At 71.1% G+C, this 18,607-nt stretch carries 16 protein-coding genes and 1 tRNA gene; 6 read left to right on the top strand and 11 right to left on the bottom strand.

Annotation, left to right across the window (positions count from 1 at the left end; all coding sequences use genetic code 11):
* Positions 1-121: 121 nt before the first annotated feature.
* Complete coding sequence (locus OG310_RS16870) at positions 122-910, top strand: DUF4232 domain-containing protein (protein ID WP_329456703.1); 789 nt, start codon at positions 122-124, stop codon at positions 908-910.
* An 824-nt stretch (positions 911-1,734) separates the two neighbouring features.
* Here the strand turns inward: OG310_RS16870 and OG310_RS16865 are convergent.
* From OG310_RS16865 to OG310_RS38565, 5 genes are all read right to left on the bottom strand, one after another.
* Entirely contained in the window at positions 1,735-2,430 is a 696-nt protein-coding gene (locus OG310_RS16865; RefSeq protein ID WP_329456702.1) for a DUF4232 domain-containing protein, read from the bottom strand.
* 440 nt (positions 2,431-2,870) lie between these two features.
* Positions 2,871-2,958, bottom strand: a tRNA-Ser gene (locus tag OG310_RS16860).
* Positions 2,959-2,989: 31 nt separating this feature from the next.
* The gene (tadA, locus tag OG310_RS16855) at positions 2,990-3,454 is read right to left on the bottom strand and encodes a tRNA adenosine(34) deaminase TadA (protein ID WP_329460215.1); all 465 of its coding nucleotides are present in this window, start codon (positions 3,452-3,454) and stop codon (positions 2,990-2,992) included.
* 68 nt (positions 3,455-3,522) lie between these two features.
* Positions 3,523-4,065: a tRNA adenosine deaminase-associated protein gene (locus tag OG310_RS16850; protein WP_329456701.1), complete on the bottom strand. Its 543-nt coding sequence runs from the start codon at positions 4,063-4,065 to the stop codon at positions 3,523-3,525.
* A 201-nt stretch (positions 4,066-4,266) separates the two neighbouring features.
* Positions 4,267-4,536 (bottom strand): hypothetical protein, encoded by a 270-nt coding sequence (locus OG310_RS38565; protein ID WP_443078859.1) that lies wholly within the window; start codon positions 4,534-4,536, stop codon positions 4,267-4,269.
* A 377-nt stretch (positions 4,537-4,913) separates the two neighbouring features.
* Here OG310_RS38565 and upp point away from each other — a divergent pair, with 377 nt between their 5' ends.
* Complete coding sequence (upp, locus tag OG310_RS16840) at positions 4,914-5,549, top strand: uracil phosphoribosyltransferase (RefSeq protein WP_329456699.1); 636 nt, start codon at positions 4,914-4,916, stop codon at positions 5,547-5,549.
* Between the two features lie 318 nt (positions 5,550-5,867).
* Here the strand turns inward: upp and OG310_RS16835 are convergent, their stop codons facing one another.
* Positions 5,868-6,545: a LytR C-terminal domain-containing protein gene (locus tag OG310_RS16835; RefSeq protein ID WP_329456698.1), complete on the bottom strand. Its 678-nt coding sequence runs from the start codon at positions 6,543-6,545 to the stop codon at positions 5,868-5,870.
* Positions 6,546-6,669: 124 nt separating this feature from the next.
* Positions 6,670-6,972, bottom strand: a complete 303-nt coding sequence (locus OG310_RS16830; protein WP_329456697.1) for a type II toxin-antitoxin system VapB family antitoxin — start codon at positions 6,970-6,972, stop codon at positions 6,670-6,672.
* 87 nt (positions 6,973-7,059) lie between these two features.
* Between OG310_RS16830 and OG310_RS16825 the strand changes: the two genes are divergently transcribed.
* On the top strand, positions 7,060-8,649 hold the full coding sequence (locus tag OG310_RS16825) for a helicase HerA-like domain-containing protein (protein ID WP_329456696.1): 1,590 nt from the start codon (positions 7,060-7,062) through the stop codon (positions 8,647-8,649).
* A gap of 208 nt (positions 8,650-8,857) precedes the next feature.
* Here OG310_RS16825 and OG310_RS16820 read toward each other — a convergent pair whose 3' ends face one another.
* Entirely contained in the window at positions 8,858-9,466 is a 609-nt protein-coding gene (locus OG310_RS16820; RefSeq protein WP_329456695.1) for an HhH-GPD-type base excision DNA repair protein, read from the bottom strand.
* A 241-nt stretch (positions 9,467-9,707) separates the two neighbouring features.
* Between OG310_RS16820 and OG310_RS16815 the strand changes: the two genes are divergently transcribed.
* Both OG310_RS16815 and OG310_RS16810 read left to right on the top strand, forming a co-directional pair.
* On the top strand, positions 9,708-12,140 hold the full coding sequence (locus tag OG310_RS16815) for a terpene synthase family protein (protein ID WP_329456694.1): 2,433 nt from the start codon (positions 9,708-9,710) through the stop codon (positions 12,138-12,140).
* 248 nt (positions 12,141-12,388) lie between these two features.
* A complete protein-coding gene (locus OG310_RS16810) occupies positions 12,389-13,477 on the top strand; it encodes a HoxN/HupN/NixA family nickel/cobalt transporter (RefSeq protein WP_443078858.1) in 1,089 nt (362 codons plus the stop codon).
* 168 nt (positions 13,478-13,645) lie between these two features.
* Here OG310_RS16810 and OG310_RS16805 read toward each other — a convergent pair whose 3' ends face one another.
* Positions 13,646-14,332 (bottom strand): NADPH-dependent F420 reductase, encoded by a 687-nt coding sequence (locus OG310_RS16805; protein WP_329456693.1) that lies wholly within the window; start codon positions 14,330-14,332, stop codon positions 13,646-13,648.
* 268 nt (positions 14,333-14,600) lie between these two features.
* Here OG310_RS16805 and OG310_RS16800 point away from each other — a divergent pair, with 268 nt between their 5' ends.
* Complete coding sequence (locus OG310_RS16800) at positions 14,601-15,185, top strand: flavoprotein (RefSeq protein WP_329456692.1); 585 nt, start codon at positions 14,601-14,603, stop codon at positions 15,183-15,185.
* Between the two features lie 233 nt (positions 15,186-15,418).
* Here OG310_RS16800 and OG310_RS16795 read toward each other — a convergent pair whose 3' ends face one another.
* Positions 15,419-17,086: an L-lactate permease gene (locus OG310_RS16795; RefSeq protein WP_329456691.1), complete on the bottom strand. Its 1,668-nt coding sequence runs from the start codon at positions 17,084-17,086 to the stop codon at positions 15,419-15,421.
* 221 nt (positions 17,087-17,307) lie between these two features.
* The gene (locus OG310_RS16790; protein WP_329456690.1) at positions 17,308-18,606 is read right to left on the bottom strand and encodes an MFS transporter; all 1,299 of its coding nucleotides are present in this window, start codon (positions 18,604-18,606) and stop codon (positions 17,308-17,310) included.
* Position 18,607: the final 1 nt, after the last annotated feature.

Here is an 18,607-nt window from a genome sequence, read left to right as displayed (position 1 = left end):
ATCCGGGCGGGGCGCCCGCGGGAACCCGCGACAACTTCCGTGAACTTTTCCGGGCGGGCCGTCATCGGACGTGGTGTACACAGAAAAGCGACGCAGTACGGAACGGACGGGGTGGCACGACATGGCGAAGAACCTGGAGCGACGGGGCACGACGGCGGTACGTGGCAGCCGGTCGTCCCGCACCCGGCTGGCCGCGAGCACGCTGGCGCTCGTGGCGGCCTCCGGCGCGGTCCTCGTGGGCTGCGGCAACGGCGACCCGGCGTCGCCGCAGCAGGTGAGCGGTACGGCGGGCCCCGCGACCGACGGCGGGAGCCCGTCGCAGTCCGCGAGCGACGACACGAGCGGGACGTCGAAGACGCCGAGCGGCGCCACCTCGCCCGCCGGTCAGCAGCAGGCGTCGTCCCAGGCTCCCTCCGGGGCAGGGACCAAGCCGGCCGGACAGTCCACCGACAGCGGCGGAACGTCCACGTCCACGTCGGCGAGCGGCAGCCGCTGCCACACCTCGGACCTGAAGGCGTCCGTCGGCGCGAACGACCCGGGCGCCGGGCAGGAGAACTTCGCGCTGGTGCTGACCAACACCTCCGGCCGCACCTGCACGGTCTACGGTTTCCCCGGTTTCGCGTTCGTCGACGGTTCCGGCAAGCAGGTCTCCACGGACCCGCAGCGCGAGGGCACCCAGAAGCAGGTCGTGTCGCTGAGCCCCGGACACAGCGCCTGGGCCACGCTCCGCTTCCCGAACCCCGGCATGGTGGGCGGCGCGACCGTCAACCCGGCCGCCGTGGAGATCACGCCGCCCGACGAGAAGGCGTTCCTCAAGGCGAGCTGGTCCGGCGGCGAGGTGAGCAAGCAGCCGTCGAGCGCCGCCGCGACGATCGTGGGCTCCTTCCAGTCCGGCACCGGACCGAACTGAGCGGCGTCTTTGTTCCGTCGCCCCGTACGTTGACCCGTACGTACGTTGACCCGTACGTACGTTGACCCGTACGTACGTTGACCCGTACGTACGTTGACCCGTACGTACGTTGGTCCGTACGTACGTCCGGTCTTCGTGGGTGAGGGGCTCGGCGCGGACCAGACCCGTATGGCGAGGGCTGCGTACCGCAGCAGATCCTTTACACAGGGCTGCGGACGGCAGTGGAGCTCGTGCACCGGGGCTGCGGACGGCGGCCGACCCCGCGCGCCAGGGGGCTGCAGACGGAGCGGACCCTGTGCGCCGGGAGGCTGCGGACGGCAGCCGACCCCGTGCGGTTCGGGGCCCTGCTCAAGCGAAAGCCTCCTACGGTGACGGACTCCGTACGCGAAGAAACCTGTGGACGAGGGACCGTCCCCGACCCGGCCACGGATCGGGGGCGGTCCCTCGTCCGTGGCTGTTCCGCCGGCCGCCCTCGTCGCCTCCCACCGCCGCGAGCACGCCTCGCACGCCGCGCCCACGACCGCACCCCGCCCTTCCCACACCACGTTCCCCAACCACGCTCCCCGCGCACGCTCCGAGCTCCGGACCTCCCGAGCGCACGCCCCCCGTAACGGCCACGCCGCAGCGTCCCTGCCCTGCCGCACGCGAGCCGTACGGCCCGGGACCGGCGCGCCGCCGGCGTCCGGCCGGAAGCGCACACGCGTCGAATCCCGCCCGGAGGGGGCGGGATCGTGGACGCTGTGGATTTCTCGGCCCGATGCGGCCGGGGTCGTGCGCGGTGGGTCCCCGTGGCGTGGGGGATCCCAAGGAACCTGGTCGGACGGTTACTTGCCCGCGCCGACCGGGTCCACGGTGATGGTGGGGGCGGAGTCGCTGTCGGCGGGGACATTGATGCCCTGCGACAGGGTGCGGGAGTGGGTCTCGTTGGGCGGTGTGACGATCATGCTGGTGAAGGTGACGCCGGAGCCGCCGGTCCCGTTCGGCGGGTAGTGCAGCGTGAAGCGGGTCTCCTGCCCGGGCGCCACGGTGACGTCGGGGGCGTTGAGAGTGCTGCGGCCCGCGCTGACGGTCCCGTCACGGCCCTTGAGATCGACGCCGGGGAAGCCGTGCATCGTGCAGGCGTTGGGACCGGTGTTCCTCATGTTGACGAGGATCTCGCCCTCCGCCATGCCGCCCGAGGTGGTGAAGGCGAGGTTCGTGGTGCGGCAGGTGCTGCCCGCCGAGGAGCCGGTGGAGGAGCCGTTCGACCCGGTGGATCGGGTGGAGGACCCGGTGCCGGAACCCGAGGGAGCGGCGGAACCCGAGGGAGCGGCGGAGCCCGAGGTGTCGGCGACGCTCGTGCCGCTCGGGGACCCGTCGGCGGAGCCGGAGGCATCCGAGCCGCCCTGTCCGCTCACCGACGCGGCGGAACTCGCTCCCGCGGCAGCGCCGGCGCTGTCGCCGCCCTTGTCGCAGGCCGTGAGGGAGAGGCCGGCGGCCACGGCGACGAGGGTGAGGAGTGAGATCTTCTGCATGCGCATGGCTACTCCGTAGGTTCGGCTGCCGGCCCCTGCCGGGCCGGCTGTTCTGCCTCCTGCGATCCGCCCGGAGCCCGCCGAGTTCACGCCCCGCCGCCGCCGCTACACCCCCGTGACAGTCCGGTGGAAGGCCCGTGACTCGCGGGGAGGACGCATGGGCCGATAACCGCGTGATTCGGTCGACCCCTGCCTGCGTCCGGCCTGTTCCCTGATCCCTGACCCCCGTTCCCGGGCCCCCGGCCCCTGCTCCCGTCATCGGCGTGAAGGGGCGGCCGGTGCCGGAACGTCCGGGGCAGCAGTACGGGCAGCCGCGCGGCCGGCCTCCGGGAAAAGGAGGCCGGCCTGCCCGCGACCCCGCAAAGGACCGGCCCGCGACCCCGCAAAGGAGGGGACGACAAAAAACCGCCCCCGACCTGTGTGCACAGATCGGGGGCGGATGTTGCTGGCGGTAGCGGAGGGATTTGAACCCTCGGTGAGTTTCCCCACACTCGCTTTCGAGGCGAGCTCCTTCGGCCGCTCGGACACGCTACCGGGAGAGATCCTAGCCCACGGTGGGCCGTGTTCAGAAATCCGTATCCGGGGGCGGTGGACCCGGGGCGCGGCGGCCCGTGAAGAAGGCCTTCAGCTGTGCTCCGCACTCCTCGGCGAGCACGCCTTCGACGACCTCGGGCCGGTGGTTGAGCCGACGGTCGCGTACGACATCCCACAAAGAGCCCGCCGCGCCCGCCTTCTCGTCGCGGGCTCCGTAGACCACGCGGTCCACGCGGGCCTGGACGAGGGCGCCCGCGCACATCGTGCAGGGCTCCAGGGTGACCACGAGCGTGCAGCCCGTCAGCCGCCACTCGCCCAGGCGCGCGGCGGCCGCGCGGAGGGCGAGGACCTCCGCGTGGGCCGTCGGATCGCCGGTCGCCTCGCGTTCGTTGTGGCCGGTGGCGAGCACGGCACCGGCCGGGGACAGAACGAGGGCGCCGACCGGCACGTCGCCGCTCGCCGCCGCCCGTGCCGCCTCGTCGAGGGCGCGACGCATCCACGTACGCCACGGGTCGCGCACCGGATCGGCCGGGACGGTCCGGCCGTCCGGTCCGCGGTCGACCACTAGCGCACGGTCTCCAGTATGTCCGCGGCGCCCAGCGCTTCGGCGATCTCCGCCATCGCGTCGGTCTCCACGGCGAGCAGTTCCGGCTCGGTGAGCCCGAGGTCCGTCAGGATCTCGCGGTCGCCGACCGGCCCGGCCGGATGGTCCCCCGCGCCGGCGGGGGGATCGTTGTCCGTGTCCTCCGCGTCGTCGTCGAGGTCGCTCTCGCCGTCCTCGGTCCCGTCGAGGTCCAGCGTGTCGAGGTCGGCGGAGGCATCGTCCTCGTCGCCGCCGGTGAGTTCGTCGATGAGGATCTCCCCGTACGAGGAGCGTGCGGCGGCTGCCGCGTCCGAGACGTAGATACGGGGGTCGTCCTCGCCCTCGATGCGGAGGATGCCGAACCAGGCGTCCTCCTGCTCGATGAAGAGGAGGACGACGTCCTCGTCGACCGACGCTTCGCGGGCCAGATCGGTCAGGTCCGAGAGGGTTTCCACGTCGTCGAGGTCTGTATCGCTCGCTTCCCACCCGTCTTCGGTGCGCGCGAGCAGTGCGGCGAAGTACACCGTGACTCTCCCACTGGTCGGAGGTGTGACGATCGGGCGGTGCGCTGCGCTGTGCCCCGTCCACTCGGAATCGTGGCAGAAACTAGCGCTTCGCGAGAGGTCTTCCGCCGTTGCGTCGTGCGCACATTTTATTCGGGGTCCGTTCGCCACCCGTCGGGGGCTGACCCGGAATGGCCGATCCTGGCCGCCGGTTGCCAAGGGCTACCAGCGGAATGAGCGCATCCGGAGCTGTCCGCGCAGCCGTTCCGCACGGGCGTGGTGCGGCCTGACGCGTTCGCGCAGCGCCTTCGCCTCGGCGAGTTCACTCAGGAACCGGGCGCGCCTGCGGCGGCGCTCCGCGTCCGCCGCCTCCCGGTCCTGGCCGGAATCCGGCTGAGGGGTCCCGGGGGCGCCCCGCTTGCGGTCGAAAGTCCGTTCGCCATCGGCATTCGGGTCGTGACCCGGGTCGTCGTGTGGGTTGTCGTCTGCCATCGGGTCGTCGTGACCTCGATCGTCATGTGGGTTCTCGTCTCCCACCGGGCCGTCGCGCCCCCGGTCCTCGTGTGGGTTGTCGTGTCCCGCCGGGTCGTCGTGCCGCTGGTCCTCGTGTCCCGCCGGGTCGTCGTGCCGCTGGTCCTCGTGTCCCATCGGGTCGTCGTGTCCCCGGCCGTCGTGCCCTCCCGGGCCGTTATGTCCCTGGTTGCCGTTCCCGCGGTCGTCCCGTTCCTCCGACATACGCGCCACCCCATGCGTGTCCCTGTGCGGCAGGAATCGTGCCTTCGCTCCTGACCGCCTTCCCGGCCCCGGCGGCGTTGATGCGACGGCCGCTGCGGCGCGTAGTGCCTTGGCCTCCGGTTACCCTCTTCGACATGCGGATTCACGTCGTCGACCACCCGCTGGTCGCGCACAAACTGACCACCCTGCGCGACCGGCGCACCGACTCGGCCACCTTCCGTCGCCTCGCCGACGAGCTGGTCACCCTGCTCGCGTACGAGGCGACACGCGACGTGCGCACCGAGCAGGTCGACATCGAGACGCCCGTCACGGCGACGACCGGCGTGAAGCTGTCGTACCCGCGGCCCCTCGTCGTGCCGATCCTGCGGGCCGGCATCGGCATGCTCGACGGCATGGTCAGGCTCCTGCCGAGCGCCGAGGTGGGCTTCATCGGGATGGTCCGCGACGAGGAGACGCTGCAGGCGTCGACCTACGCGAACCGGCTGCCCGCCGACCTCTCGGGCCGGCAGGTGTACGTCGTCGACCCGATGCTCGCGACCGGTGGCACGCTCGTCGCCGCGATCCGTGAGCTGATCGGCCGCGGCGCCGACGACGTCACCGCCGTCGTGCTGCTGGCCGCGCCCGAGGGCGTCGCGACTTTGGAGCGCGAACTCGCGGGCGCACCGGTGACGGTCGTGGCCGCCGCTGTGGACGAACGGCTCGACGAGAACGGCTACATCGTGCCGGGCCTCGGCGACGCGGGCGACCGCCTGTACGGTACGTCCGCCTGAGGTCGGGCCCGCCCGGTCAGCGGGGGCGGATGCGGCTGCCGGTGACGTTTCCCGTTGCCTGCGTTGCCTGCGTTGCCTGCGTTGCCTGCGTTGCCTGCGTTGCCTGCGTTGCCCCGGCGGCTCCGGTTATCGCAGTGACTCGGTGACTGCGGTGACTGCGGTGACTGCAGTGGTCCCGGTTGCTGCGGCGGTCCCGCGCTGGCTCGGCCGCCTGCGCCAGTCTGCGCGGCCCGGCTCCCGGGCGCTCATGCCGACGCGGCGGCACGTCTGCGTAGCACCGGGGCGGTCACCGGCGCGGTCCCGGCGTGGTGCGGAGCCTCAGCTGTGCGAGGCCGGGCCCGTCTCCGCCTTCGCACCGGCCTTCGTGGCGGGCCGCTGACTGCTCGTCGCGCACCCCGGCCGGGGGGCCGGCTGCGCGAGGGACGCCAGCTGGGTGTCCGCGACCTTCTGCACCGTCAGGGCCTTGAAGGCCGTGCCGATGACGAGGTCGACGTCCTTGCCGGTCCTGGTGTCGGTCTTCGGCGCGGCGCCCTTCAGCTGCGTGCCGAGCACGCTGAACGTCCCGCTCGCCGAGCCGGGCCCGCCCACCAGGACGGCAGCGCCGGGTACCTTCTTGTCGTACGCCGCCGACGCGTTGCCGACCTTGCCGATGAGGAAGCCCCGTTTCTTCAGCTCGTTCGCGGTCTGCTGGGCGAGCCCGCTGCGGGTCGTCGCGTTGTAGACGTTGACCGTGATCTGGCCCGGCTTCGGCAGGGTCTTCACCGGGGTCGTGGCCGGCTTGCAGTCCGGCTTCTTCGCGGCGACCGCCTTGTCCGCGTCACCCGAGAAGACGTGGATGAGCTGCTGGGTCCCCCACCCGACGAGCCCGAGGACCACCACGGCCACGACGACGGCGAAAGCGGCTCGGCCGCGGCGGCGGGGACGGCGCATGCGGGGGAACTTGTCGCCCGTGATGCGGTACTTACCGCCGAGCCCAGGGGGGGTGAGCATGCTCATGTGCGCAGCGTAGTGCGCGCCATGATTGATTCCTACTAAACGATCAGCGGATCGCAAGGGTGGAGCGCCGATTGCCCCCGAAAGGACCAGTGGGCGCCCCGGGGGTCGTTCGCCTGACCCGCCGTCACCCCGTTTCGAGCTCCAGCACCCGCGCGTGCAGGACCTGGCGCTGCTGGAGCGCGGCGCGCACCGCCCGGTGCAGTCCGTCCTCCAGGTAGAGGTCGCCCTGCCACTTCACGACGTGGGCGAACAGGTCGCCGTAGAAGGTGGAGTCCTCGGCGAGCAGCGTCTCCAGATCCAGCTGGCCCTTGGTGGTCACGAGCTGGTCGAGGCGGACCGGGCGCGGCGCGACATCCGCCCACTGCCGGACGGATTCCCGGCCGTGAGCGGGGTACGGCTTCCCGTTTCCGATGCGCTTGAAGATCACACGGAAAGCCTACCGGGCGAGCGGGTCCGGGCGCAGCCTGCCCGCCGGGGTGCAAAGGTGGCGTTTCGCGTCCAAAAGGGAGAGAAAATGAGCGGAACCGCGCCCTCCGGTGACCTTTCGGGCACTCCGGGTGCCTCGATCGCCGCCGCGTACGGTTTCACCGGCCCCGCCCTCGAGATCGGGACGCTGCTGTGGGACGGGGTCCCCCGGACCGGCGCGCCGGTCCGGATGCCGCTGGCGACGCTGAACCGCCACGGGCTCATCGCGGGTGGGGCCGCGACGGGCAGGGAGACCACGCGTCGGCTGATGGTGCGACAGTTGTCGGCTCAGGCCGTGCCGGTGTTCCTCGCGGACATGGCGAGCGGGGCGTCCGGGCCCGCGGGACCGGATGATCCGGCCGGCGAGAGCGCCCGGCGGGCCGCGGAGGTGGGCCGGACCCGGGCGCCCGCGGGCGCTCCCGCCGCCTTCCTCACGCCGGGCGGCGTCGGCCCCGGGATGCCGGTGCGGGCCACGGTCACGAGCTTCGGTCCCGTCCTGCTCTCGACGGTCCTCGGACTCGACAGGACCCAGGAGCGGGCCCTCGGACTGGTTCTCCACTACGCCGACGGCAAGGGCCTTGAACTCCTCGACCTCGGGGACCTGCGGGCGGTCGTGGCCTTCCTCGTCTCCGACAGCGGCCGGACGGAGCTCCAGAGCCTCGGCGGGATCTCGACCGCCACGGCGGGGGCGATCCTGCGCTCCCTCGCGGTCCTGGAACAGCAGGGCGGGGGGAACTTCTTCGGCGCGCCCGAGTTCGACACGACCGAGCTGCCGCGGGTCCGGGACGGCAGGGGGCACGTCCGTGTCCTGCGGTGCGCGGCGGTGCCGGAGCGCCCACAGCTTGTCCCTGCCTTCCTGATGTGGCTGCTCGCCGGCCTCTTCCACGACCTGCCGGATGCGGGTGACGTGGAGCGCCCGAAGCTGGTCTTCTTCTTCGACGAGGCGCACGCGCTGTTCAGGGGCGCGTCCGCGGCCTTCCTGGAATCGGTCAACCGGACCCTGCGGCTCCTGGGTTCCAAGGGCGTGAGCGTGTTCTTCGTGACGCGGACGCCGCAGGACGTGCCCCCTGACGTGCTCGCGCAGCTCGGCAACCGGGTGCAGCACGCCCTCGGTCCCGAGGACACGGAGGCGCTGAAGGCGACCGTGCACGCCTTCCCCACGTCGGCGTACGACCTGGAGGAGGTGCTGACCGGGCTCGGTACGGGTGAGGCGGTCGTCACCGCGCTCGGCGGGAACGGCGTCCCGCTGCCCGTCGCCGTGACCCGGCTGCATGATCCCGCTTTCCACACGGGACCCACGGAGCCCTGCGCGGCGACCGCCGCCTCGCCACTCCACGGGGGGCACGCCGGGGCCGTCGGCCGGGAGCCCCCGTGCGAGAAGCCGACGGCGGAGCAGCGGGCAGCCGAGGAGAACGCGGAACGGGCGGTGCGTGAGGCGGAGCACGCCGAGGAGGCGCTGCGCGTGGACCGGACCGCCCCGGGGGCCCGAGAGCAGCGCCGGGAGCCGGAGGTCCCCGAGCCGTCCGTGGCGGGGCATGGGGCAGGCAGCGGTGTCTTCACCACCCTGGCGCGGTCGGTGGGCACGCCGGTCGGCCCTGAGATCACCCGCTCCGTCCTCGGCACGGCCCGCAGGCGCTGAGCGGGGCGTGGCCCCCGGGAGCCAACTCCTTAGAGGGCCCGTAGCTCGTGTCCCTGCGTGCCGACCGCGTCCGCGATTCCGCCCATGGGCGCGCGAAGCCGGCGGGACCGAGAGCTGACAGGCCGTCGTACTCCTCATGGCAGCAGGGGTCGTCGTGGTGCCTCGCCGCCCCGCGCGTTCGGCGGGGCGGCGAGGGACGCGCAGCCTGTCATGGCGCTTCCTTCTTCGGCGGGGCGGCCTTCGCGGCCCGCTTCGCCTCCTGCTTGAAGTCGCGCACCTTCGAGAGCGACTCGGGTCCCGTGATGTCGGCGGCCGACCGGTACGCCCCCTCGTCCCCGTAGTGGCCGGCGGCCTCCCGCCACCCCTCCGGCCGTACTCCGAGCCGCTTCCCGAGGAGAGCGAGGAAGATCTGGGCCTTCTGCTTTCCGAACCCGGGCAGGTCGTTCAGCCGGCGGAGCGCGTCCTGGCCGGAGGACGCCCCCTCCCACACGGCGACCACGTCCCCGTCGTACATCTCGACCAGGTACTGGCACAGCTGCTGCACCCGCCCCGCCATGGAGGCGGGATACCGGTGCATGGCGGGTTTCTCCATGAACAGCGCGACGAATGCCTCCGGGTCGTACGCGGCGATCCGCCGTGCGTCCAGATCGTCCGCGCCCATGCGCTCGGCCAGCGTGTAGGGGCCCGTGAAGGCCCATTCCATGGGGATCTGCTGGTCGAGCAGCATGCCGACCAGCGCGGCGAGCGGACTGCGTCCGAGCAGCTCGTCGGCCCCGGGATTCTGCGCGATGCGGAGGGTGTGGCTGGTGTCGCTCATGCCGATATCGTCACCCGGCTCGGCGCGGCCCGCAGAAAATAATCCACAGGTTCGATGTGTTTGTATGACTACTCCGTGGCACGGGTGGCGGACACTCGGTAGGGGTAATGCTGAGCCGACCGGGTGGCACGGCAGGGGGGCGGCTTCTCGCGGTTTCCGGGCGCGCGATGCCCACGCCCCTGATCGGCCCATTCCGGCGCAGCAGATCTCCCCTCCGAATCGTCGGAAAGGCCGCGCGCCAGTGACACAGCCTTTTGAACTGCCGGATTTCTACATGCCGTATCCGGCCCGGCTCAATCCGCACCTGGAGGAGGCGAGAGAGCACACCCGCCACTGGGCCCGGGAGATGGGGATGCTGGAGGGCTCCGGCATCTGGGAGGCAAAGGACCTGGAAGCCCATGACTACGGGCTGCTCTGCTCCTACACGCACCCCGACTGCGACGGCCCGGAGCTGTCCCTGGTGACCGACTGGTACGTGTGGGTCTTCTTCTTCGACGACCACTTCCTGGAGGCGTTCAAGCGCGACCGTGACCGCGAGGGCGGCAAGGCGTACCTGGAACGGCTGCCCGCGTTCATGCCGATGGACCTGGCCGACGGGTTCCCCGAGCCGGTCAACCCGGTGGAGGCGGGCCTCGCCGATCTCTGGGCCCGCACGGTCCCCAGCATGTCCCTGGACTGGCGGCGCCGGTTCCGCGAGAGCACCGAGAACCTGCTCAACGAGTCCCTCTGGGAGCTGTCCAACATCGACGCCGAGCGGGTCTCGAACCCGGTCGAGTACATCGAGATGCGCCGCAAGGTCGGCGGCGCGCCCTGGTCCGCCGGGATCGTGGAGTACGCGGTGGGCGCCGAGGTGCCGGCCGAACTGGCCGAGACCCGTGCGCTGCACGTGCTGCGTGACACGTTCTCGGACGGTGTCCACCTGCGCAACGACCTCTTCTCCTACCAGCGCGAGGTCGAGGAGGAGGGTGAACTCAGCAATGGCGTGCTGGTCCTGGAGACGTTCCTCGGCTGTACGACGCAGGAGGCGGCCGACGCGGTCAACGACCTGCTGACGTCGCGGCTCCATCAGTTCGACAACACGGCGCTCACCGAACTGGGCCCGCTCTTCGCGGAGAAGGGCACCCCGCCCAAGGGCGTCGCCGACACTCTCGCGTACATCAAGGGCCTCCAGGACTGGCAGTCCGGCGGCCACGAGTGGCACATGCGCTCCAGCCGCTACATGAACGGCGGAGGCCCGAAGGACGCTGTCCCGCCGTTGCCCGGTGGCGGCCTCGCGGGCCTGTACGGCTCGCGCTTCGCGATGACCCCCGCCGGCCTCGGCACGGCGGCCTCCGAGTTCCTGAAGACGCTCACGGCGGGCGGCGACGCGCGGTTGCGCGGCCACTGCCATGTGCCGTTCCAGGAGGTGGGTCCCTCGATCGTGCCCGACCTCGGGATGCCGTTCGAGGCGAGTCTCAGTCCCCACCTCGACGCCTCGCGCGAGCACGTCGTCGAGTGGGCGCACCGGATGGGCATCCTGGACGCACAGCCCGGCGTGCCCAACTCGGGTGTCTGGGACGAAGGGCGGCTGCGCCGCATCGACCTGCCGCTGTGCTCGGCCGGCATCCACCCGGACGCGACGGCGGAGGGCCTCGACCTGACGTCGGACTGGCTGACCTGGGGCACGTACGGCGACGACTACTACCCCGTCGTGCACGGAACGACGCGCGACCTTGCCGGCGCGAAGGCGTGCAACGAGCGGCTGCGGCTGTTCATGCCGCTGGACATGGCGCCTGTCCCGCCCCCGGCGAACGCGCTGGAGCGGGGCCTCGCCGACCTGTGGACCCGTACGGCCGGTCCCCTGCCCGACAGCGGGCGCCGGACCTTCCGCAAGTCCGTGGACGACATGATCGACAGCTGGGTCTGGGAGCTGGCCAACCAGGCGCAGAACCGTATCCCCGACCCGGTCGACTACATCGAGATGCGGCGCAGGACATTCGGCTCCGACATGACGATGAGCCTGTGCAGGATCGGCCTCGGCGACACGATCCCCCGTGAGGTGCTGGACAGCGGCACTGTGCAGGCCCTGCAGAACGCGGCGCAGGACTACGCGTGCCTGCTCAACGACGTGTTCTCGTACCAGAAGGAGATCCAGTTCGAGGGCGAGGTGCACAACGGAATCCTCGTCGTGCAGAACTTCTTCGACTGCGACTACCCGACCGGGCTGCGCATCGTGGTGGACCTGATGCACGGCAGGATGCGCCAGTTCCAGCACCTCGTGGCGCACGAGCTGCCGGTGCTGTGCGACGACTTCGACCTGGACGCCGCGGAGCGTGCGGCCCTCGACGGTTACGTGAAGGAACTGGCGAACTGGCTCTCCGGGATCCTCGTCTGGCACGAGGGCTGCCACCGCTACACGGAGGCGGACCTCCTGCAGGACCGGCGGGAACCGCGCTGGCTGCCGCCCACCCTCACGGGACCCGGGACGGCGGCGGCGCGGATCTGCCTGCCGTCGCCGCGCACGGGCGCAGCCGCCGGTTCGGACCTCGGTCGCGCCGAGGGCGCCGGCGGCGGGGCGGCCGGTGCGGACGCCGGGGCGGGTTCCCGGATGGCCGCGGGCGCCGTGGGCCCCCCGTGCGGACCCTTCGGGCTGCCCTCGGCGGCCTCCGGAACAGGCGTCGTCGGCGTGGCATAACCGCAGGTGCGGGCGGTTCTTGGGCGGCTCTGTGGGTTTGGACACAGGGCCGCCCGCCGGGTTTAATGTGCGTTGGTAGGACCTTTTCGTTGCGAACGGCTTGCAACTACGGGAGATCAGCATCAAAGTGGCCGAGGCAGTTGGCTTCCCGTGCCCGAAAGATGAGGTCCGCCACCGTGTACACCAGCTCGGATTCCGCCCCCACCGCGACCGTGGGCGGCTCCCGTACGCGCCGCATGCGCGCCTCCATGAGCCGCAAGGAGTGGTCCCGCCTCGGCGGAATGGCGGCGTTCATCGTGGCGCTCCACGTCATCGGCTGGTTCACGCTCATCGCGATCGTCGCGCCGGAGCACTACAGCGTCGGTACCAAGTCGTTCGGTATCGGCATCGGCGTCACCGCGTACACCCTCGGCATGCGGCACGCCTTCGATGCCGACCACATCGCGGCCATCGACAACACCACGCGGAAGCTGATGGGCGAGGGCAAGCGACCGCTGTCCGTCGGTTTCTGGTTCTCGCTCGGGCACTCCAGCATCGTCTTCGGGCTCACCTTCCTGCTGGCGCTGGGCCTGAAGGCGATCGCCGGGCCGGTGCAGGACGACAACTCAAGCCTCCACAACACGACCAGCATCATCGGCACCAGCGTCTCCGGCGCCTTCCTCTACCTGATCGCGACGATCAACATCGTCCTGCTCGTGGGCATCTGGAAGGTGTTTCGCGAGATGCGCTCCGGGATCTTCGACGAGGACGCGCTGGAGGAGCAGCTCAACAAGCGCGGGCTGATGAACCGTCTGCTGGGCCGCCTGATGAAGTCCATCTCCAAGCCCTGGCAGATGTATCCGCTCGGCCTGCTGTTCGGGCTCGGCTTCGACACCGCCACCGAGATCGCCCTGCTGGTGCTCGCCGGCTCGGGCGCCGCCTCCGGGCTGCCCTGGTACGCGATCCTGTGCCTGCCCGTCCTGTTCGCGGCGGGTATGTCCCTGCTCGACACGATCGACGGCTCGTTCATGAACTTCGCGTACGGCTGGGCCTTCTCGAAGCCCGTCCGCAAGGTCTACTACAACCTCACCATCACCGGCCTGTCCGTGGCGGTCGCGGTGCTCATCGGCACGGTCGAACTGCTGGGGCTGCTCGCCGACAAGCTGCGGCTGCACGGCGCGTTCTGGGACTGGGTCGGCGGGCTCGACCTGAACATCGTCGGGTTCGTCATCGTGGGACTGTTCTTCGTGACCTGGCTGGTCGCCATGGCGGTCTGGAAGTTCGGCCGCATCGAGGAGAAGTGGACCGCGGGCCTGCGCCCGGCACAGGAGTCGCCGGGCGAGGACGCCCAGGACTGATCGAGTCGGCCCGGCAGAGGGCGCTTCCTGGGCGCGAGGCCGATGCCCGGAACAGCGGACGCCGTACCGGGCAGGCCCCACGTCGGCGCCCTCGCCGGGCGTCCGCGCTGGGTCAGCCCGGTCCGGGTCTGACCGCGCGCGGATGCCCGGACCGGACGGCCGGGACCGTCAGCCCTGCGCCTTCGCCAGGAACGCGCGAACCTCGGCGGCCGGCGCGGGGCCCGCCTCCTGGTCGGCGAAGGATGCCTCCGGGTTGTGGGCGTACGGCGCTCCGTACGCCGGGGTGCCCGGCTCGAACAGCCGGCCCTCGGCCAGCACGCCCGCGTCCACCGTGTCGTAGCCGAGGAGGCTCAGCAGCTCCGTCGCGTGGCGCTTGGCTTCCGCGTCGTCACCGGCGATCGGGAGAGCGGTCCTGTCCGCTGCGCCCGCGGGCCTGGCCAGCACGGCGAGGTGCTTGAAGAAGATGTTGTTGAACGCCTTCACGACGTGCGCCGACTCGCCGAGGTACTGCTGAAGCAGTTCGCTGCTGGTCGTGGAGCCGTTGTCCAGGGCCTCGAACTGCCCGTCACGCTGCGGGTAGTAGTTGTTCGTGTCGATCACGGTCTTGCCCGCGAGCGGCTCACGCGGGAGCGCCGTGTACGCCTTGAACGGGATGGTCACGACGACCCAGTCGCCCGCAGCGGCGGCCTCGGCCGCGGTCGCCGCCCTGGCGCGGGGGCCGAGCTCCGCCACGAGGTCCGCGAGGGTCTCCGGGCCCCGCGAGTTGCTGAGCACGACGTCGAGCCCGCCGTCCACGGCGAGACGCGCGAGTGTTCCGCCGATGTATCCACTGCCGATGAGTCCCAAAGTAGCCATGAAGGCTAAAACCACCACGGCGGCGGTTGTGTTCCGGTTCCGGTGAACGTGGAGTGGTCCCCGTTTCTCCGGTGCCGTCCTGCCCCGTCTCTTCCGGGTGCTGGACGGGGGACCGACGTGATCATCGGGACGCCGCAGGCGCGACGTCCCCCAGGGCGCGATACGACCTGGGCCGGACAGGACCGGACCGGCGGCTCTCTCGTACCTCCGTGCTGCCCCTCGTAGGCTGGCCCTGTCCTACCGGCTGCGAGGCGGAAGCGAGCTGTTCATGGAGACGCGACCCGCTCCGGTCGGTGGCCCGGAGGCCAAGCCGTTCCTCTACGTCGTCGTCTGTGCGGCCGGGGTCGCCGGCTCGGTGGGCCGGCTCATCTCGGCCGCGCAGGAGGGCGGTTGGGACGTCGGTGCGGTGGCGACGCCGCAGGGGCTGGGGTTCATCGACCAGGCGGCGATCGAGGCGCAGACGGGATACCCGATCAGGTCCGCGTGGCGCAGACCGGGAGAGCCGCGACCGCTGCCGCCACCCGACGCGATCGCGGTGGCGCCCGCCACGTTCAACACCATCAACAAGTGGGCGGCGGGCATGTCCGACACGCTCGCCGTCGGCATTCTCTGCGAGGCGTACGGGATGGGCATTCCGATCGCCGCGCTGCCCTGTCTCAACCGTGCGCAGGCCGCTCATCCCGCCTATCGCGAGAGTCTGGACCGACTGCGGTCCATGGGGGTGCTCCTCGGGTCGTACGCGCCCGACGCCCCGACGCCCGAGGGCGGCGGGGAGGCCTTCCGGTGGGAGGAGGCCCTGGAACTGCTGGCGCCGGTGGTGGGACCCGGCCGGGATGTTTCACGTGGAACATAAGGAAGAGCAGGTCAGGCGGTGGACGCGCCGGTCAGGGGCGTGAACGGCGCGGAGCGGCTGGGCCGACCGCCGACCGCCGACCGCCGACCGCCGACCGCTGCCCGTCGACCGCTGACCGCACAACGAGGCTGGGCCCGCGGCCTCGGCGGGGCCCGTAGCGCCTGCCGCAAGGCGCTGACGCGCGCACCCCGTCGACCCGGCCCGCCCGGTCGGCGGCCCTCACTCCTCGCCCGTCAGCCGCCCACCACCATCCAGCCGAGGACACTGGTCGACTGCAGGTAGACGATCAGGCAGAGCAGTACGAGCATCGCGATGCTCCACCCGAACACCCGGCGGAACAGCGTGCCCTCGGCGCCCACCGCGCCGACCGCCGCCGTACCGATCGCCAGGTTCTGCGGCGAGATCATCTTGGCGAGGACCCCGCCCGTGGTGTTGGCCGCGCCGAACAGGATGGGTGACGCGTGGAGTTGATGCGCGGCGGTGAGCTGCAGCCCGCCGAACAGCGCGTCGGAGCCGGCGTCGGTCCCCGTCACGGCGACCCCGAACCACCCGACCAGCGGGGACAGGAACGCGAAGACCGCTCCCGTCTGCGCGAGCCAGATACCGAGGGTGGTGATCTGGCCGGACAGGTTCATCACGTACGACAGGGCGAAGACACACAGCACCGTGAAGATCGCCCAGCCGAACTGGCGGATCGTGGCGCCGTACACCCGCAGGGCCTTGAGCGGGGCCAGTCGCAGCACCAGTGTGGTGAGGATGCCGGAGACGAACAGCAGGGTGCCGGCCGTCGAGGCCCACGGCACGGTGAAGACCGTCGCGACAGGGGACCCGCCGCTGGTGGTGATGTGGTCGAGACCCGGCCACTGGAAACTGGCGGTGCCCCTGGCGAGCCAGGTCTTGACCGGGCCGACCTGCGCGAGCGAGAACAGCACCACGACGATCAGGTACGGGGCGAACGCGGTGACCACGTCCCGCCGCGAGTCGCCGCCCTCGGGCCGCCCCGCGCGCCGTTCGGCGACCGCGTCGTGGTCCGCCGCGCCGCCCGCCATCACCGGGGGCGTGCCCGGAGCGCGAGGGGGGAGGCCGGTGTCCGACGGCTGCCACACGCGGTTCAGGGCCACGACCGCGCCCGCGGAGACGATGGCGGCGAAGATGTCGCAGAGCTTGTAGTCCCAGTAGTTCGCCAACGCGAACTGCGTACCGCAGAAGGTGGCACCCGCGGTCAGCGCGGCCGGCCAGACCTGTTTGATCGCGCGCGGCCCGTCCGCGATGGCGACGAGCAGGAAAGGGACGAAGAAGGCGAGGATCGGTGCCTGGCGGCCGGTCATGGCGCCGAAGTCGTCCGGGTTCAGATGGGTGACCGTACCGAGGATGGTGATCGGGTTGCCCATCCCGCCGAACGCGACGGGCGCGGTATCCGCGAGGAGCGCGATGACGGCGGCCTTGAGGGGCGGGAATCCGGCGGCTATGAGCATCACCGAGCAGATGGCGATCGGCGAACCGCCGCCGGCCAGCGCCTCCATGAGGGCGCCGAAGGAGAACGCGATGACGATGGCCTGGATGCGTTTGTCGTCACTGATGGCGGTGAAGGCCCGGCGCAACACGGCGAAGTGCCCGGTCTCCACGGTCAGGTTGTAGATCCAGATCGCGTTGAAGGTGATCCACAGGACGGTCAGGACGCTGTTGGCGGCGCCATATCCGGCCGCGTCGAAGGTCATGCCGACCGGCATGCCGTACGCGAAGAGCGCGACCACGAGGGAGACCCCGAGCGCGGCGAGTCCGGCCCACTGCGCCTTCCAGCGGAAGACACCGAGGAGGACGAGGACGGTGAGGAGCGGGATGGCCGCGATCAGGGCGGACCAGCCGACGGACTCCAGGGGGAGGTTCTGGATGTAGTGCATGAGGTTGCGGCCCACCTCCGTTGGTCACGGCGCTGGTTCGCGGCCAGCGATCGATTGACGTCGTCCCGTGTACGGGCGCTGTTCGGGTGCGGCGGCGTTCAGAAATTCACGTGCATGAACGCCGTCCGTCCATGTGGCTCGATCATGGTGGCATCGGAAAGGGCCGGGGGGAAGAGGTGCGCAACACCCCTTCCCCCCGGCCCCGTCGGGCGTACGAACCGTCAGGTCGACGCGGCGGGCGCGCCCCCCGCCGCCGCCGGGGGAGCGGCCGGCGCCGACGACGCCACGCCCGGCGGATCCTCGGACCCGAAGCGCCGCCCTCGTGCCTCCTTGCCGAACGCCGTCAGCACGATCATCAGCACCAGCGTCGGCGCGACCGTCACCATCAGCGCGGTCTGGTAGCTGTAGTGGCCGGCGATCGACTCCTGGAGCGGCAGGTTGAGCGCCGCGATGCAGTTGCCCAACTGGTAGGTCACGCCGGGGTAGAAGCCGCGGATCGCGTCCGGACTGAGCTCGTTGAGATGTGCGGGGATGACCCCCCACGCGCCCTGCACGCACACCTGCATGAGGAACGAACTCAGCGCCAGCAGGCCCGCCGTGCGGGACATGGCGAAGAACGGGACGATCGGCAGCGCCGCGATGCCCGCGATCACGATCATCCGCCGCCGTCCGAACCGCTCGGAGTACGCGCCGAGCAGCGGGCCGCCGAGCATGGCGCCGACGTTGTAGACCACGGCGATCCAGATGGCGGTCGTCGGCGTCATCCCGAGGCCCTTCTTGATGAAGGTCGGGTACACGTCCTGCGTGCCGTGCGACATGAGGTTGAACGCGGTCATCAGCAGGACGAGATAGCCGAACCGCTTCAGCACGACCGGGTTGCGGAAGATCTTCCGGGCGGGCGTGCTGTTCGCCTTGGCGGTCGCCTTCCAGGTCTCGCTCTCGCCGACCCTGCTCCGCACGAACAGCGCGACCAGCGCCGGGACCAGGCTGAACGCGAACAGGCCGCGCCAGCCGAAGACCGGCTCGATGAAGAGGAAGGCGAGGGCCGCCAGCAGGTAGCCGAAGGAGTAGCCGCCCTGGAGCATGCCGGACCAGAAGCCGCGCTTCTCCGCCGGGATCTTCTCCAGCGCGAGCGCCGCGCCGAGACCCCACTCGCCGCCCATGCCGATGCCGTAGAGCAGGCGCAGCACCAGCAGCACCGCGTAGTTGGGCGCGAAGGCGCAGGCGAAACCGACGACGGAGTAGAACAGCACATCGACCATGAGAGGGGTACGTCTGCCGCGCTTGTCGGCCCACAGGCCGAAGACGAACGCGCCGACCGGCCGCATGATCAGCGTGACGGTGGTCAGGAACGCCATGTCGGTGAGCGAGACGTGGAACTCGTCGGCGATCTCGCTGTACACGAGGACGACGAGGAAGTAGTCGAAGGCGTCCATCGTCCAGCCCAGATAGGCGGCGATGAACGCGTTGCGCTGGTCCTTGGTCAGACCGCGCGCTTGCTGCCACACCGTATTCAGCATT

It is taken from the genome of Streptomyces sp. NBC_01497 (genome assembly GCF_036250695.1).
GTDB lineage: Bacteria > Actinomycetota > Actinomycetes > Streptomycetales > Streptomycetaceae > Streptomyces.
The sequence above is the reverse complement of the archived record's forward strand: the minus strand, read 5'-3'. Positions and strand labels throughout refer to the sequence as shown.

What these genes read in the sequence shown, in the direction of transcription:
- OG310_RS16790 (WP_329456690.1), bottom strand. Translation starts at nt 18,606, where the DNA reads ATGCTGAATACGGTGTGGCAGCAAGCGCGCGGTCTGACCAAGGACCAG.
- OG310_RS16865 (WP_329456702.1), bottom strand. Translation starts at nt 2,430, where the DNA reads ATGCGCATGCAGAAGATCTCACTCCTCACCCTCGTCGCCGTGGCCGCC.
- upp (WP_329456699.1), top strand. Translation starts at nt 4,914, where the DNA reads ATGCGGATTCACGTCGTCGACCACCCGCTGGTCGCGCACAAACTGACC.
- OG310_RS16810 (WP_443078858.1), top strand. Translation starts at nt 12,389, where the DNA reads ATGAGCCGCAAGGAGTGGTCCCGCCTCGGCGGAATGGCGGCGTTCATC.
- OG310_RS16825 (WP_329456696.1), top strand. Translation starts at nt 7,060, where the DNA reads ATGAGCGGAACCGCGCCCTCCGGTGACCTTTCGGGCACTCCGGGTGCC.
- OG310_RS16835 (WP_329456698.1), bottom strand. Translation starts at nt 6,545, where the DNA reads ATGAGCATGCTCACCCCCCCTGGGCTCGGCGGTAAGTACCGCATCACG.
- OG310_RS16805 (WP_329456693.1), bottom strand. Translation starts at nt 14,332, where the DNA reads ATGGCTACTTTGGGACTCATCGGCAGTGGATACATCGGCGGAACACTC.
- OG310_RS16820 (WP_329456695.1), bottom strand. Translation starts at nt 9,466, where the DNA reads ATGAGCGACACCAGCCACACCCTCCGCATCGCGCAGAATCCCGGGGCC.
- tadA (WP_329460215.1), bottom strand. Translation starts at nt 3,454, where the DNA reads ATGCGTCGCGCCCTCGACGAGGCGGCACGGGCGGCGGCGAGCGGCGAC.
- OG310_RS16795 (WP_329456691.1), bottom strand. Translation starts at nt 17,086, where the DNA reads ATGCACTACATCCAGAACCTCCCCCTGGAGTCCGTCGGCTGGTCCGCC.
- OG310_RS16870 (WP_329456703.1), top strand. Translation starts at nt 122, where the DNA reads ATGGCGAAGAACCTGGAGCGACGGGGCACGACGGCGGTACGTGGCAGC.
- OG310_RS16800 (WP_329456692.1), top strand. Translation starts at nt 14,601, where the DNA reads ATGGAGACGCGACCCGCTCCGGTCGGTGGCCCGGAGGCCAAGCCGTTC.
- OG310_RS38565 (WP_443078859.1), bottom strand. Translation starts at nt 4,536, where the DNA reads ATGGCAGACGACAACCCACACGACGACCCGGGTCACGACCCGAATGCC.